The following is a 16,832-nucleotide window of genomic DNA, read 5'->3' as shown; positions in this document are numbered from 1 at the left end:
CCTATAGCTGCGTTAGTATCTATCGATTAAGTCATTGTTTTAAAATTTGATCTGGCTCACATGTCGACTTCACAAAATAACGCAATTTACTCTGTTAGCAAGCTTAACCAAACAGTTCGAGAACTACTCGATAGCCAAATGGGGCGTATTTGGTTAACCGCTGAAATTTCCAATTTTTCACAGCCAAGTTCAGGTCATTGGTACTTAACCTTAAAAGATGACCGAGCACAGGTACGTGCGGCAATGTTCCGTGGGCAGAATGCACGTGTCACTTTCCGCCCACAAAATGGCCAGCAAGTTTTGGTTAGAGCGACAGTGACTTTATATGAACCTCGAGGTGACTACCAATTAATCCTTGAAAGTATGCAGCCAGCCGGTGAGGGCTTACTGCAACAGCGTTTTGAACTATTAAAACAAACGCTAAGCGCACAAGGCTTATTTGATATTATTCATAAAAAACCGCTACCTAGCCCTGCTAAATCTGTCGGTATCATTACATCAGCAACCGGTGCAGCCCTACATGATATTTTAAATATTTTACGCCGCCGGGATCCTTCTCTGCCTATCATTATCTATCCAACGGCCGTTCAAGGCGAAATGGCACCAGCACAAATTGCTCGAATGATTGAGCTAGCAAATTTGCGTCAAGAATGTGATGTGTTAATTGTCGGTCGCGGTGGGGGCTCCCTTGAAGATTTGTGGGCATTTAATGAAGAAATCGTTGCTAGAGCTATTTTTGCTAGTCAACTGCCTATAATTAGTGCTGTTGGTCATGAAACTGATGTGACGATTGCGGACTATGTAGCGGACATAAGAGCACCAACCCCATCTGCGGCAGCCGAGCTTGTTAGCCGTAACCAGCTAGAAATGCTGCGGCAGTTAAAATCTGCACAGCAACACCTTGAAATGGCAATGGATTATTACGTGGCAGGCCAACAACAAAGATTTGCTCGTTTGCATCACCGTTTACAACAACAGCACCCACAATTACGTTTGGCACGGCAATATAATCAACTTAATTTATTGCAACAAAAGCTAGCACAGTCGATGACTCGGCAACTACAAAATTCGACGGCTAAATTCGAAAGAGTTAATCGCCGTTTGCTACAAAATGATTTACGCCCTCAGCTGCAAAAACAACAACGTCAGTTGCAGCAAACACAGTATCATTTGCAAAATATGATCACGAGTTTGGTCAATAGCTATCGTCAACGTTTTGCTGTTGCTTGTTCGAAAATGGAAGCGGTCAGCCCATTGGCAACACTTGCTCGCGGCTTTAGTATTAGTGAGACGGCAGAAGGCACCGTGTTGAAAAAAACCAGCCAAGTAAAATTAGGGCAACCACTGAAAACACGCCTTAATGATGGTTGGGTTGAAAGCCAAATTACTCACATTGAGAAAGTTAAAACCAAAAGAGTATCGAAGTGATTATTTTAACCACTTATCTCGATTAAAATAACGGGATAAGTGGTTGTAAATTTATATACTGGTTAGAAACGTACCTGCCCACCAATCATATAAGTACGCCCTCTACCCGTTTCGTTATTTCGCCCTCGTTCTTCCATAATTGCCCCCGAATTTGCGCGATTTAATGCATCGGTATAGTTTTTATTCGTCACATTGTTAATAGTCATCATCAATTTAACGTTTTTATTAATTTCATAATCTGCATATACATCAACAATAGTTGGTTGTTTCTCATATTTCTCCGTCATAGCATCACCATTTTGGTCGCCATCGGGTACTGGGCTAATCCGTTTGGAGGGGCCAGTCCATGTAATCGTTGAACCGAGTGTCAGTTTTTCATCAAATAAGCGTACACCTGAGTCTAATGTTAGGTAATAGTCAGGTAATTGAGTGAAATCCCCTGCACTAAATACGGAGGTACTATTAATAGAAACCGGTTGTTTTCCTGACTCTTTGGTATATGAAACCATTGAATAAAATACACCTGCATCATAATTGGCTTGCAACTCATACCCTCGTAAATTCACATCTCTAGGATCATTAACATACATATCTGCACGCTGAAAAATATCTGGGTTTTCTTTATTCCAAACATCATCGTTAATCAAGCACCAATCAAACTCTTCTTGTGAGTTTGCTCGGCACAACATAAATGATTTGCTAGTAATGTAGTCTTTAATATGTGTATGGAACCACAGAGCTTTCATATTGAATTGATCGCCCTCTACAACTAAGTCAGGCTTGAAGCTATTAAACCCAACTTGCCATGTTTTCGACTTTTCCCCTTTTAGGAATGGGTTCATGCTCTGCCCACCATTTTGCGAGAAAAAAGCCTCTTGGGAATTAGGTGCACGCATCGAGTGAGCATAACTAACAAAAGGTTGAAACTCAGGAATAATTTGTGCTGATAATAAAACACCAGGGTTAATACCGCTATCCTTGATATTCAATGTACTGGCTTCTTGGGGGAAACATTTTTCGGTTTCATCACACGCAGGTTTATAACCTTTAACTTTATAATTAAGATAATTAAGATCAAATGTAGCGGTATAGATATCATATTTCCCTTCAAATTGGGTATATAAGCTCACGATATCTTGCGTGCCACTCGGTGAAAATGGGTTATATATTTGGGTGTTAGAGTCTTCAACAGGTTGAGATGTTTTTTGGTATTTGGTTTTCATTAATTTCGAACCAACTTGCCATTTATAATCCACATCTCCATAAGAAAAATGGCTAGTATTGGATAAATTTATACTATCAGATTTATTTCTAGATATGGCATTTTTAAAGGCTCCACCAATAGGATCACCTTGAAATTTTTGTTCATTATTGCCATGGCTTGCCAGTATTTCTACGTCAATTAATTCATTTAATGGAGTGTATTTATATTTTAGATAATAGTCCTCACTATTAATCTTTCTGCTGGTAAGTTTATTTTGCAAAAAACGCCCACTGAATTCCAATTCATGGCGATCATTAGGTTTATATTTCAACTTTGCCAATTGAGATTGTGGCTTTTGTTTGAATGAGGGATCTGTGGCAAATTCATCACTGTCAAAGCCGTCTCCATTCTTATAACTTCCGGGAATATTATGACCACTAATTGCAATTAAACCACCAAAGTAACCATCATCCTGTAATTGCGTTTTACCCGCAACGGCAACCATTCCGTTATAACCGAGACCATTATCCCCCCAGTTAGCTTTACTACGCAGTCCGTATAAATTGTCGTTAAAAATGACGTCATCAATTCCGATAGTGCGGAAATTCGCACTTCCGGCTAAAGCATTAATGCTATTACTGCCATTCAACTGCCCTTTCTCCACTTCCACTGAGACAATAAAGTTTGGATCAATTAATGAACCAAAATCATTACTCGGCTGCATACCGTGGGTATATTTGCTCGGTGAGATACCATAATAACTTTGTGTAATACCATCAACCATCATATTCACGCGACCAAAACCACTCAGCCCACGAATATTGACGTTAACCGTACCTTGGCTGGCATCCATTTGAGTATAGGTACCGGGCATGGTGCGAATAATTTTATCCATCGACTGCAATTTATTTTCTGTACCAACCGCACTATAAGCACCTGGTTTTTCTAATGCTTTGACTAGTGGGGTTTGTTTCTGCGCACCTGAAACTTTTAATTGGCTAAAATTAACCACACCTTCTTTCTGCTTATTTTGCTGCTGTGTATTTTCAGCCAAAGCGATCCCTTGGTAGCTAGTGGCAATAATGCCAGCTACCATAATTATTGTTTTATTATTCATTAAACCATTCCTGTAAACGTACTGAGTGTCATACGCTCACACCGCTAGCACAGGCCAAATAGTGCCTGTGAAAAGGCTCAGCAACAATGTGATTAATCTTGTTGCTGGCCTAAAATCACCTAAATTTTATAGGTTAATTATTATTTTAAATATGGAAAATATTTGTCTTTATTTTCAAGCATAAGAATAAAGCTATATTCTTGGGCAATATCATCGAGTGCATTAAAACGCCCTGATTTACCGCCATGGCCCGCATTCATATTCGTTTCTAATAATAATAATGAATTACCTTGTTTAATATCTCGCAATTTAGCCACCCATTTTGCAGGTTCCCAGTATTGAACTTGGGAATCATGTAACCCTGTCGTCACTAAAATATGTGGGTAATGTTGTGCTTTGATATTGTCATAAGGGCTATACGCTTTAATTCGCCAGTAATCCTCTTCATTTTCAGGGTTACCCCACTCGTCGTATTCCCCAGTAGTCAGAGGAATTGATGGGTCTAACATTGTAGTTACCACATCTACAAATGGAACAGCGGAAACAACACCCTCGTATAAGTCAGGCGCCATATTCACCACCGCTCCCATTAATAAGCCCCCCGCACTGCCCCCCATGGCATACACATGCCCTGCTTTACCATAACCTTCTGATAATAACCCTTTGGTTGCATCAATAAAGTCAGTAAATGTATTCATTTTGTGGATTGTTTTGCCTTGTATGTACCAATTTTTACCTAAGTCACCACCACCACGAATATGTGCAATCGCGTAAACAAAACCGCGATCCAATAAAGACAAACGAGATGAACTAAAAGAAGGGTCTATGCCATATCCATAAGCGCCATAACCATAGACTAACAATGGATTTTGACCATGTTTGAAAAGATCTTTACGGTAAACTAAGGAAACAGGGACTTTTACCCCATCTTGTGCAGTGACCCAAATACGCTCACTTTGGTAATTTTGCTTATTAAAATCTTTAACTTCTTCTTGTTTTAAAAGCTGTTTTTCTTGAGTTAGCATATTAATTTCATATACTGAAGACGGTGTGGTCATTGATGAGTAGCCGTAGCGTAATGTGTCTGTATCAGGCTCAGGGTTATTCCCAATCCACGCCATGTAAGTTGGGTCATCAAAGCTCACTTGGTTTTCTTTATGCGTTAACCAACTGATTTGGCGTATATTTACTAAGCCGTTTTGGCGCTCTTCTACCACTAACCAGTTATTAAATAACGCAAAACCTTCAAGATCAACCCCATCACGTGGTGTAATAAAGCTTACCCACGGCGCTGAAATATTGTCTGCAATATATAAACCAAACAATGGGTGCTGGTGATTAGAACGAATATAGAATTTACCATTGAAATGATCAGGATAGTACTCAACCCCAACTTGACGTGGTTTTAAGATTTTAGCATCATTTTGTGGCTGATTTGCATCAATTAACCGATATTCAGAAGTTTCAGTACTCGTGATACCTATTAAAATAAAATCTTTTGACGTCGATTTCGCTAAACTAACGTAAAAAGTATCATCCTTTTCTTCATACACCAGTTTGTCTTGAGTTTGCTGTGTACCATATTGGTGCCTAACCACTTGATAAGGAAGCAATGTTTGCTTGTCCTTATTCACATAGAATAGCGTTTGGTTATCATTAGCCCAAACAATATTCCCTGATGTATTGGTTAATACATTCTCTTGCCACTCGCTCTCATCAATTTTTCGAAATGACACTGCAAATTCATTACGCCCTTGACGATCTTCGGCAATGGCAAGCGTGGTATTATCTGGCGAAATAGCTAACGCGCCCATACGATAATATTCTGTGCCTTCGGCACGTTCATTACCGTCAACTAATACAACCCATTCACCCTGACTATTTACCGGACGTCTTTCATAGATAGAATAATTTTTTCCCGCAACCACTCGTGAGCGGTAAGTATAACCATTATAATTATAGGGAACTGACTCATCGTCCTGCTTCATACGCGAAAAGAGTTCATCGTAAATCTCTTTTTTTAACGACTCACCTTTCTCTAATTGTTGCTTTGTATAGTCATTTTCTTGCGTTAAGTATTCGATAATTTCTGGAGACTCACGTTGGTCATCCCTTAACCAATAATAGTTATCAACACGGACATCTCCGTGAGTAGTCATTGTATGTGGTTGTTTTTTGGCTATTGGTGCTGACATTCTATCCTCCGCAGCACTGGTTGCTGCATATAAACCAAGTAATGTAATAAGACAAAACTCAGTAAGTTTATTACGCATAATTCATCCAATCTATTTTTCATTAAGAGTAAAATCAATAGGGATCCTGACTGTTACCCGCCCGTTGATTAAAATTTCAGTAGGTGGTTCAGGTAAAGGTGCCGCTCTTGATAAAACCTGCAAGGCTTCTCTATCCAACGATCGCGTTCCAGATGAACTCACCAGCTCGCTATCAAGTAAAAAACCTTGTGGGTCAACCGTAAATGTTACTGCTGATTGACCAACTCGCCCTCGCCTTACGGCATCTTCAGGGAAACGCTTGTATTTATTTAATTTACCCAATACTTGTGCTTCCCACAGCCTTTTCGCGTTCTCTATCGATTGTGACTGGCTATTAAATTCTGCGGCAATTTTCTGCGTCTGTAATGGTGCTGCTGCATCACTGGTGACAGGGGCATCATTGGCTTTTGAATCAGTCGCTTGTTTTTGTTCAACCACCTGCTTTTCATGTTTTTGTTTTTTTACTTCAACATTTCGCTTTGTACTCGCCGTATTAGCCACTTGCACTTCTGCCTGCTCATTGATGGCTAATGGTGGGATAATTTTCTCTTCTGATGGAGCCTCATAGGCCTGACTCGCCACCGCTAACTCTTGTAGTTGACCAATGTTAACTTCTGTCAATTGTTCGGCTTGCGACTCTATCGAAATTTCCATCACCACTGATGGTGGAGGCAATAGCTCTTCCCATTGTTGATTATAAGTTACCCATATATAGCCCCCAACCACAGCGACATGAAGAGCAATTGCCAATGCGAACCACCCACTCATCTTCGTCGTTCGCTTTAAATACTCATTTTCAAATGTTGTTATACTCATTTTTATCTTATGTACTTATGTATCTTCACATAAACGCAAATGATAATTAATAACAAATGAAAATGGAAATCATTTCTTAATGAAAATAAAGAATACTTCACAAAATTAACTTTTTTGAAATCATTAGGTTGCTATTATTTAGTCATCATTTAGGTGTATACCAAACAAAATCAGCATGTAAATGGTCTATTTCTTCCCCTCTCTCTGAAATAATTAACACTTTGACTGATTCGTCAGGTGCGAGGTCTTGTACATGTAAAGGTACCCCAATAGCTCTTGTTGCATGATAGCCACCTGCAAATAAGAGCGCGGGTGTAGGTGCATTTAATAACGACTCTGCCATACGGCGGTCACGCAACTGCTGTATAAAGGTCATTTTTACCACTTGTTCCGCTGTAAGTTCCCCACCATGAGAGCTTTCAATCGTTTTACTGATGAGTTCTTGAACAATAGGCTGAGTCGAATACTGCCCCATTATTGATGATGGGTTAGCGTAGGCGGAAAGCACCTCTTCTTTATCTTGGTTTGCAGAAAGTAATGGATAAGGTGAGCTTAGCAAATGACGGATTAAAGCCCCATACTGTTCCCAAGGCCAACCACTGTTCCATTTTATGGCGGACTGTAACTTTTCGTCACGAATATAAGGATTACTCTGCATCTGTGCCTGTACTCGACTCACACCTTTTTGCTGTGACGGTGTCAGCATTTCGAGTAAAACCGCACCTTGAGGCCGTATTTTTGGCATTTCCTGTACAAGCCATTGCTCAATTTGGTGGTGATAGTGGTTATCATGCTTTTCTCCAACAATCACACGTGGAGATTGAGCAAGCTGCTCAACTAATTGCTGAGGTGTTAAAGACTTACCTGTTGCTAAGTCAATAATTTGGTCGCTTGCTGTTAGCTGGCTATCCAATTGTACGTTTGTTGGCTCAATTTTTTGTGTACAACCAATAAGAAAAAATAACCCAACCATTAAAGTGGCTATTCGAGAGGTCAATCTAATTGAAATCATTATGCTTTCCATCTTATGTAGTCAAGCTCACAAGATACAGATAATGAGAATCATTTTCAACAAAAAGGCTCCTATGAAACCATAGAAGCCTTTAACACAAATTAATTAATATTAACCCTTAGAGTGGATTTGTTTGTGCTTCAACCACTGCCAATGCCACCATATTCACGATACGACGTACCGAAGCAATTGGTGTTAATATATGCACAGGTTTCGCAACCCCCATTAACACAGGCCCTACAGTCACACCATCAGAGCTTGTGACACGCAGTAAATTATAACTAATACGTGCTGCTTCCATATTTGGCATAATTAATAAATTTGCTGAACCTTTTAATGGACTATCAGGCATCACATCTTTACGGATAGATTCAATTAATGCGGCATCCGCATGCATTTCACCATCAATTTCCAAATGTGGGTCACGTGCTTTGATCATCGTTAGCGTATCACGCATTTTTTGTGCAGATGCGCAATCTGAAGAACCAAAGCTAGAACGCGATAACAGAGCCACTTTTGGCTCAATACCAAAGCGTCTTACTGTATCCGCTGCCATTAACGTGATTTCAGTTAGCTCTTCCGGTGAAGGGTCTTCATTGACATAAGTGTCTGCGATAAACGTATTACCCGTTGGTAATAACAATGCATTCATTGCACCTGCTGCATGAACACCCTCGCGGAAACCAAATAAATCTTTAACAACTTCATAGTGTTCGCCATAACTGCCCACCGTACCACAAATCATCCCGTCGGCTTCACCACGCAACACCATGATCCCACCAATTAAGGTTGGGTTATTAATCACCGCACGGCGCGCCATTTCTTGGGAAATACCACGACGTTTCATGATTTGGTAGTATTCTTGCCAATATTCTTTATAACGCGGGTCGTTTTCGTTATTAACTACTTCAAAATCTTTACCTAACTCAATATGTAGGCCGAGTTTTTGAATACGCATTTCAATCACACTTGGGCGCCCAACTAAAATTGGGAAAGCTAAACCTAAAGACACTAGTTCTTGAGTCGCATGCAATACACGCTCTTCTTCCCCTTCTGCTAATACAATGCGTTTTTTCGCCGTCTTAGCTTGAGAGAAAATAGGTTTCATGAATAAATTTGTTTTATAAACAAATTGATTTAATTTTTCGATATAGGCATCAAAGTCTTCAATTGGACGCGTTGCTACCCCTGAATCCATAGCTGCTTTTGCCACTGCTGGCGCAATTTTCACAATCAAACGCGGGTCAAATGGTTTCGGAATAATATATTCAGGGCCAAAGAATAAATCTTGGTTGCCATACGCAGAAGCCACTTCTTCGCTTTGCTCAGCCAATGCAAGGTCTGCAATGGCATATACACAAGCCAGTTTCATTTCTTCATTAATCGTTGTTGCGCCAACATCTAGCGCACCACGGAAAATGAATGGGAAACATAATACGTTATTAACCTGATTTGGGTAATCAGAACGACCAGTACAGATGATGGCATCAGGGCGAACTTCTTTTGCCAAAGGTGGTAAAATTTCGGGTTCAGGATTAGCCAATGCTAAGATTAGAGGATCTTTTGCCATGGTTTTCACCATTTCTGGCGTTAAAAGACGTGGACCTGAACAGCCTAAGAAAATATCTGCATTAGGAATCGCATCAGCCAAAGTACGTTGGCCGTTATCTTCAATTGCATACGCGGCTTTGGTGACATCCATGCGTTCGTCACGGCCTTTGTAAATCACTCCTTTTGAATCACAAACGGTGATATGTTCGCGTTTCAACCCCAACGCGACTAATAAATTCATACAAGCGATTGATGCCGCCCCTGCGCCAGAAACCACCAGACGCACATCACCAATATCTTTTTTAACAATACGTAAGCCATTGATAACAGCGGCAGTACAGATGATTGCGGTACCGTGTTGGTCATCATGGAATACAGGGATTTTCATCCGCTCACGAAGTTTTTGTTCAATATAAAAGCATTCTGGTGCTTTGATATCTTCTAAATTAATACCGCCAAAAGTCGGCTCAAGAGACGCAATGATATCAACTAACTTGTCTGGGTCTGTTTCATCAACTTCAATATCAAAGACATCAACACCAGAAAACTTTTTAAATAGTACACCTTTTCCTTCCATGACAGGTTTACCAGCTAAAGCACCGATATTACCTAACCCAAGGACAGCCGTACCATTAGACACGACCCCGACAAGGTTACCTTTAGCGGTGTAACGATAAGCTTTAAGTGGGTCATCTGCAATTTCAAGACATGGCACTGCAACACCTGGTGAGTATGCTAATGCGAGATCTCTCTGGGTTGTTAGTGGTTTAGTTGGGGTAACCGTAATTTTCCCAGGATGTGGAAACTCATGAAAATCAAGAGCACTTTGTTTTAATTTGTCATCCATCGTCAAGTCCTTTCAAAATAAGTAAGGTAAGAGCGATAACAGTATAAACACATCTCTCTAGCAAATCATGATCATACTGGCAATTTCCAGAAAAATCTTTCAGTTACAATAGAGTTAGGTCACCGCTAGAGTAAAACGTAATCACATTGATTATATTTTACTATATCGAAACACCTCTCTAATTTTTAAGATATTAACTAAAAATAATTTATTATTAGTTTTATGAGGTTAATATATATAAAAAATTAATCACATTATGAACCCTATCTTAAATACCTTCTCCGTTTAATATTGATTTAAATATTAGATATGAATTTTCTAATTTTAATGTATTATCAACAAGTATCTTATTGTTATTAGCGAGGGATATAATATATTAAGCAAAGAAGTAACATTAAGAATTCCCCATACTGATTTTACAATTATTAATACTCCAATTAAATATAATAAATATATCAAAATTAAACTGTCTATTTTATGGAAAGTATCAAACTAGACCTTGAATTTTAAGACATGAAAAAGGAACCCTCTATGTCTAAATATACCGTAATGATTGTTGATGAGCACCCTCTTATACGCTTGGGATTGCGCCAGCTCATAAATACCGATACGCACTTTATTGTCACAGCAGAGTCCTCTTGTTGTTACGAGGCCTTAAGCATTGCAAGGCAGCTACAGCCTAATCTAATTATTATAGATACCAATATTCAAGGTATTAAAACATTTGAAACGATACGATTACTTCGTAAACACTGCAATAATAGCTACTTATTAGTGTTATCTGCTTCAACAATTAAAACAGATATATATGGCGCTATTGATGCAGGAGCACAAGGGTATTTATTAAAAAGCAGTGAGCTTGACATGTTATTTTATAGTATGAAGAAAGCCTCTAGAGGGCAATTAGTTTTCAGTGAAAAAATATATCAGCATCTTATTTCACGTCATAATTATAATGACCCACTCTCATCACTGACACGGCGAGAATCTGAAATTTTACATGAAATGGCTGTGGGTTTAAAAAACCGTGAAATATCTAATTTACTTTTTATTTCTGAAGAAACGGTTAAAGTTCACATTAGAAATATTCTTAAAAAATTACGTGTTCGCTCTCGTCTTGAAGCTAGCTTAATTTATATGCGTTCAAGATAATTTTTTCTAATTATATTAATTAACAAAGCTAAATTACGAATAATTTAATTATAAGTTTATTATATATTTCTCACATTTGGGCTAGATCCTAAGCGATTTTTGCCTCATTATGTATGGATTATCGCTAGTTTTTTGAGGAAAATCATATGCCCAATACATCTAACTCTCCTTATATCATGTACGGAATTAAAAACTGTGACACCATTAAAAAAGCACGCCGTTACTTAGAAGACAATGGAGTTAACTATCAGTTTCATGATTATCGTGTTGATGGTATTAGCGATGAATTACTTTCTACCTTTATGGAACATATTGATTGGGAAGTGTTAGTAAATAAACGAGGAACAACTTGGCGTAAACTGACTGATGATGAAAAAAATGCAGTGGTTGACTCAAATAGCGCGAAAAAAGTGCTAATTGCAGAGCCCGCCATGGTCAAAAGACCCGTACTTGTTTCTCCAGATAACCGTTACTTAGTTGGGTTTAGCGCAAATGACTACCAAAACTTCATTCGATAATCAGGCGGTTATGATGGATTGCCCAGTTATTCAACTTGCCAAAGAACTGATCTCACGCCCTTCTATCAGCCCTAATGACCAAGGTTGCCAAGCGATACTGACTGAGCGTTTAAACCAACTCGGTTTTACCGTTGAACCCATGCATTTTGGTAACACATTAAATTTTTGGGCACATCGAGGTACTCAAGGTCCAACCCTCGCATTTGCAGGCCATACCGATGTCGTACCAGCAGGCAATAGTGAAAATTGGCAAACACCCCCTTTTAACCCGACAATTATCAATCAACATTTGTATGGTCGCGGTGCTGCTGATATGAAAGGCTCAGTCGCAGCAATGGTTGTCGCCGCAGAGCGCTTTGTCAAAAAGCACCCTCAACATCAAGGACGTTTGGCCTTTTTAATCACATCAGATGAAGAAGCCGATGCGCTAGATGGCACGGTCAAAGTGGTCGAAACATTGATGGCACGTAATGAACGCGTTGATTACTGTTTAGTCGGTGAGCCTTCAAGCCAATCTCATTTAGGCGACATCATAAAAAATGGCCGTAGAGGCTCTATTACGGCAAATCTTACCATTATGGGAACGCAGGGGCATGTTGCCTATCCTCATTTAGCGGATAACCCGGTACATCGAGCAACTGCTTTTTTGCAAGAACTCACATCAACTATTTGGGATAACGGCAACGAATTCTTCCCTGCCACCACTATGCAGATTGCCAATATTCATGGTGGTACAGGGGCAAGTAATGTGATCCCTGGTGAGTTATTTGTTCAATTTAATTTTCGTTTTAGCACCGAATTGACCGACACACAAATACGTGACAGGGTCACTAGCATGCTAGAACGCCATGGCTTAACATATAAAATAGAGTGGTCATTATCTGGGCAACCATTTTTAACTGAAAAACAAGAACTTGTCACTGCAACTTTGCAAGCAATTCATGAATTAACTGGTCTTAATGCAGAGTTATCCACAAGCGGTGGAACCTCCGATGGCCGTTTTATCGCCCAAATGGGGACTCAAGTTATTGAGCTCGGCCCACTGAATGCCACCATACATAAAGTTGACGAATGCGTTAACGTCAAAGACTTGCAACAGCTGGCCTTAATTTATGAACGGGTCATGGAGTTATTGTTATTATGATCACTATTGCCATGTTAACAGGCCGCTCAACTGACCATTTAGTGACACTTGGCGGTTCTCATCGCCTACAGTTCAATGCCACCAAAGCATTTTTAGCCATGCAACAAGCGGCTGTAAAGTCAGGGTTCAAGTTACAATCGGCAAGTGCATTTCGTGATTTTTCACGTCAACAGTTAATTTGGAATGAAAAATTTACCGGTCTCCGCCCTGTTCTTGATGCACAAAGCCAACCTTTAGATATTACAACGCTTTCTGAAGGCGAGCTTTGTGAAGCTATTTTACATTGGTCAGCATTACCCGGTGCAAGCCGCCACCATTGGGGAACCGAAATAGATGTTTATGACCCATTACGTATTCCTTCAGGGCAAACGTTACAGTTAGAGCCTTGGGAATATGAAACTGGTGGCTATTTTGCTGAACTGAACCACTGGCTGACGGATAACATGGCGACATTTGATTTTTATCGCCCTTTCACTGCAAAAAATGCAGGGGTTGCCTATGAACCTTGGCATATTAGCTACTGGCCTTTATCCCATGAAGCTGAACAGCTTTTAACGCCAGAAGTCATTAAACAAGTTCTCCTACAAGAGGATATTTGCGGAAAAAACTGGCTAAACAGTAACTTAGATTATGTATTCGAACGCTATATTAAAGCTCCTGAATAATTTCTAAGCTAACAGAGCAACTTCTATCACGCCTCATAGATTACGCTACATAATTTATGGGGCTTTTTTCTTTTTCGTGGCAATTTGTTCATCAACAACTGGAAGCCGATACATAAAAATAAGCAGCCAACACAACAGTGCCAATAAACCAATTTTTAACCATAAATAGCTAACAACCCAGATTGATAGTGAAAAAGTGAGTATTATCAATATGATTGCTTTTGGTTTTGCCCCTTTCGGTAGCCCTTTATGCTTTTGCCAGTGACGGATATATCCCCCAAACCAAGAGCGATATAATAACCAATGGTGAAAGCGTGGAGATGAACGAGAAAAACACCATGCCGCTAATAACAAGAAAGGCGTAGTCGGTAAAACAGGAAGAATAACGCCAGCAAAAGCCAGCGCAACAGCTAACCATCCAATAACAATGAGGAACAATTTTTTCAAAATTACTCCCCCTCCCTAAAAAATAAATCAAATGGTAAAAGCCGCATAAAATCTGTGGTAACTCATAATAATATCAATGGTATACTCTAATGGTAAACACGCTTAATGAAAAGTCGCTTTTGCCGATTGGAATGATTATTGTTCCCATAGCTTTCTTTCTCAGGAATCTTTGAGGTTTCAATGATAGATATTTATTTTTCTTTATATCATTTAGTTTCGATGAAAAGATGCAAAAAAACACAATAGAGGCATACACTAGTATGTACTAGGGTAACTGAGCGATATCAACGCACAGACAGCTCAAAAGAATGGCCCACTCGGTTCCATTCTAAATTATTTGAGTTGTATGAAGGCGATGAGAGAAGGCATCCCTAGGAGCATACAAAAGTATGTGACTAGGGTAACTGAGCGATATCAACGCACAGACAGCTCAAAGAATGACGAATGGAAGGTGAATATGCAATGGTTGACAGACTACTGGTGGATAATCTTGCTCCTATTGGTTGGGCTTATCTGGAACTCAGTCAAAGAAATGATGAAATTGGACCCCAAAAAATTTTTAGATAACAAGCCTGAAATCCCTCCGCATCAGGATAATAACCATCTTTGGGATGATGAAGACGATTGGCCTAAAGACAAGAAGAAGTAATTTTCTGCTTTATCTCCGCTAAAAGTGCTGGTTGGTATTGTTTTACCTGTATACCAACCTCTTCTCTTACTCGTTTTAACCATTGCTTTTGCCCTGTAATACCGACATCCGCGCAAATCTTGGAGATAGGTTCACATAATACAAAATGCCGTCTGAGGAGAGGAAGCCCGTTTGTTTCTTCCCTCAATAAACGCATAATTGCACTTGTACTCGCCGAAATTGGGCGCTTAAACTCACTAAAACCGATCAGTTCTATCCAATCATCTGTCACTAGTTGCTGCTGTGGATCCGTTTCGAACGCAAACTCTTGTAAATCACTGCGCCAATATAGGTCACGTTTTAATCGGGATTCGCCTTGTTCACAAAGTTGGTATGCACGGTTTGAAATAGGTAAAATAGCCATCGCGGTAAAACAGCCACTACTGGCTTCTTTATGCGAACCTATTCGTATCAGCCTAAAACCTGCTTTTTGCCAAAAAGCCACTAAGTCTGGTGTTAGCCCAAAACTAACAGATATAAAGTCCAAGCCTTGCTCTGTGGCGAACGCTTTTTGTTTTGCTAGCAGTGTTAAACCAATTTGGCGCCTACGGTAGTTCGCATCAACGGCAATACGCATCACTCGGCGAGATAGCCATTGTGCCGCAATGGGGAAATAACTATGAGCTGCTAAAGATTGGACAACTAAATTTCCTCTTGGTCGACGAAGCCCAGCCCATATTTGCCAGCTCAATGATTCGGTTAACTGTCCTTCATCTACCATCCATAATGCACCTAAATAGGTACAATCATGAGACTCGGCTTTTGCCACCATAAAATGTTGTTGCTGGGCATCCAATAGCCGTCGTAAATCTAATGGTGACGTTCGATAATGTGCGCTCATCAATAGGCCATAAAACGCTTTTAATTGCTCATTATTTTCCGCTAATGATGCCTGAGTTAACGCTTTATATTCAGTATTTCCAGCAAGAACCGTTTGAGTGGTGGGTTCTTGCAACAATAAAGCCTCATTGACCCACAATTCTAAGGGATCATTAGCCGCATAGCGCATTGGGTTATCAAGTTGTAGTAAAGTGAAATGGGCTAAACTTGCACAGAACTTTAGTGTAAATCCACGCCCTGTTCCTTCATAACCATCGACTGTCGTAGTTAATAAAACTCGGGGAAAATACCCCACCAGCTCACGTAATATATAATTAGGAATAGCAGAAGCTTCATCGATGACTAGCCAATCTGCTGTTATTTTTTCATTGCTGCGGCAGTACGCTAATAAGTTATCAGGGGACCAAAAATTAATCTTTTGTCCTGCATGCCGACTTAAAACTTCCGTCGCCACTTTGGCGGGAGCACAACACCAACACTCTCCCATAAATTGTTTTATTAACATCCCAGCTATTGCAGATTTTCCGCGCCCTCTCGGGGCTATCAAGCCCCAAATGCCATGTTTTGCTTTTAATAATTGGCTAATTATTTGTTGCTGCTGTTCTGTTGGCTGGCCTGTCGGTGCTTGCCATAATGGTTTGTTATTTAGCAATGAAAAATCAGGCTCATCTCCTTGTTGATAAAATAAAATATCGGAAGATGTTTGGAAAGTCCGTTGCAGATGGTGAACAAAATTCGGTGTCGGAATTAGACCCAATTGTTCATTCCAACGTAGGCTGTCTAGATCAGCATTTGTCGCCCACTCAGTTTGAGGTGCAGTACATAAAACTAACAAGCTCCCTGCTTTTAACGTGCCAGCAAGCATGGCTAGGGCTTCACTATGAAAACCTTTACGCGCATCAAAGATGCCATGTAAAAATTCACGGCCCAATAATAGATGTGCATTCTCTGGGGAAAACCCTTGTGGCAAATTCACTGAAATGGTTAACCAGTCGCCATCAATGGCTGTCTGAAATTCGTTGAGTTGCTGTTCCACCCACGCACTGTCGCCAGAAAGAACCATAAGACGACGCATGCCAACCATATGTAGCTGTTCGATAATAACAGGAAGCAATTTCACCATCGTAATA

Annotated in this window: 13 protein-coding genes; 6 read left to right on the top strand and 7 right to left on the bottom strand. The window is 39.9% G+C overall.

Translation table 11 applies throughout. The annotated features are described in order from the left end of the window. The first annotated feature begins 60 nt into the window (after positions 1–60). Positions 61–1,428 (top strand): exodeoxyribonuclease VII large subunit, encoded by a 1,368-nt coding sequence (gene xseA, locus P3L40_RS10370; protein WP_136135442.1) that lies wholly within the window; start codon positions 61–63, stop codon positions 1,426–1,428. A gap of 62 nt (positions 1,429–1,490) precedes the next feature. On the opposite strand, the gene P3L40_RS10365 is transcribed toward xseA, so the two are convergent. From P3L40_RS10365 to maeB, 5 genes are all read right to left on the bottom strand, one after another. Then, a complete protein-coding gene (locus P3L40_RS10365; protein WP_272693257.1) occupies positions 1,491–3,749 on the bottom strand; it encodes a TonB-dependent receptor domain-containing protein in 2,259 nt (752 codons plus the stop codon). 140 nt (positions 3,750–3,889) lie between these two features. Then, entirely contained in the window at positions 3,890–6,022 is a 2,133-nt protein-coding gene (locus P3L40_RS10360; protein WP_136135443.1) for a S9 family peptidase, read from the bottom strand. A 12-nt stretch (positions 6,023–6,034) separates the two neighbouring features. Next, complete coding sequence (locus P3L40_RS10355) at positions 6,035–6,838, bottom strand: energy transducer TonB (protein WP_136135444.1); 804 nt, start codon at positions 6,836–6,838, stop codon at positions 6,035–6,037. Between the two features lie 145 nt (positions 6,839–6,983). Further along, positions 6,984–7,850, bottom strand: coding sequence for a ChaN family lipoprotein (locus P3L40_RS10350; RefSeq protein ID WP_247605833.1), 867 nt, complete (start codon positions 7,848–7,850; stop codon positions 6,984–6,986). A gap of 118 nt (positions 7,851–7,968) precedes the next feature. Then, positions 7,969–10,248 (bottom strand): NADP-dependent oxaloacetate-decarboxylating malate dehydrogenase, encoded by a 2,280-nt coding sequence (gene maeB / locus P3L40_RS10345; protein ID WP_004253593.1) that lies wholly within the window; start codon positions 10,246–10,248, stop codon positions 7,969–7,971. A 531-nt stretch (positions 10,249–10,779) separates the two neighbouring features. Between maeB and P3L40_RS10340 the strand changes: the two genes are divergently transcribed. The 4 genes from P3L40_RS10340 to P3L40_RS10325 all read left to right on the top strand — a co-directional run bounded on the left by P3L40_RS10340 (position 10,780) and on the right by P3L40_RS10325 (position 13,727). Beyond that, positions 10,780–11,400: a LuxR C-terminal-related transcriptional regulator gene (locus P3L40_RS10340; RefSeq protein ID WP_036957668.1), complete on the top strand. Its 621-nt coding sequence runs from the start codon at positions 10,780–10,782 to the stop codon at positions 11,398–11,400. Between the two features lie 146 nt (positions 11,401–11,546). Next, a complete protein-coding gene (locus P3L40_RS10335; protein WP_036957666.1) occupies positions 11,547–11,918 on the top strand; it encodes an ArsC family reductase in 372 nt (123 codons plus the stop codon). A 13-nt stretch (positions 11,919–11,931) separates the two neighbouring features. Further along, entirely contained in the window at positions 11,932–13,062 is a 1,131-nt protein-coding gene (gene dapE, locus P3L40_RS10330) for a succinyl-diaminopimelate desuccinylase (RefSeq protein WP_136135142.1), read from the top strand. Next, positions 13,059–13,727: a M15 family metallopeptidase gene (locus tag P3L40_RS10325; protein ID WP_136135129.1), complete on the top strand. Its 669-nt coding sequence runs from the start codon at positions 13,059–13,061 to the stop codon at positions 13,725–13,727. The genes dapE and P3L40_RS10325 overlap by 4 nt, the downstream gene beginning before the upstream one ends. A gap of 54 nt (positions 13,728–13,781) precedes the next feature. On the opposite strand, the gene P3L40_RS10320 is transcribed toward P3L40_RS10325, so the two are convergent. Beyond that, on the bottom strand, positions 13,782–14,174 hold the full coding sequence (locus tag P3L40_RS10320) for a DUF454 family protein (RefSeq protein ID WP_004253588.1): 393 nt from the start codon (positions 14,172–14,174) through the stop codon (positions 13,782–13,784). A 457-nt stretch (positions 14,175–14,631) separates the two neighbouring features. On the opposite strand from P3L40_RS10320, the gene P3L40_RS10315 reads away from it, so the two are divergent. Beyond that, complete coding sequence (locus P3L40_RS10315) at positions 14,632–14,823, top strand: YpfN family protein (RefSeq protein ID WP_112307944.1); 192 nt, start codon at positions 14,632–14,634, stop codon at positions 14,821–14,823. Here the strand turns inward: P3L40_RS10315 and P3L40_RS10310 are convergent. Continuing rightward, complete coding sequence (locus P3L40_RS10310; protein ID WP_210853154.1) at positions 14,804–16,825, bottom strand: tRNA(Met) cytidine acetyltransferase TmcA; 2,022 nt, start codon at positions 16,823–16,825, stop codon at positions 14,804–14,806. The two genes, P3L40_RS10315 and P3L40_RS10310, sit on opposite strands and share 20 nt — an antisense overlap. Positions 16,826–16,832: the final 7 nt, after the last annotated feature.

The sequence above is a fragment of the Providencia sp. PROV040 genome (assembly GCF_032706145.1).
GTDB classification, from domain to species: domain Bacteria; phylum Pseudomonadota; class Gammaproteobacteria; order Enterobacterales; family Enterobacteriaceae; genus Providencia; species Providencia hangzhouensis.
The sequence above is the reverse complement of the archived record's forward strand: the minus strand, read 5'-3'. Positions and strand labels throughout refer to the sequence as shown.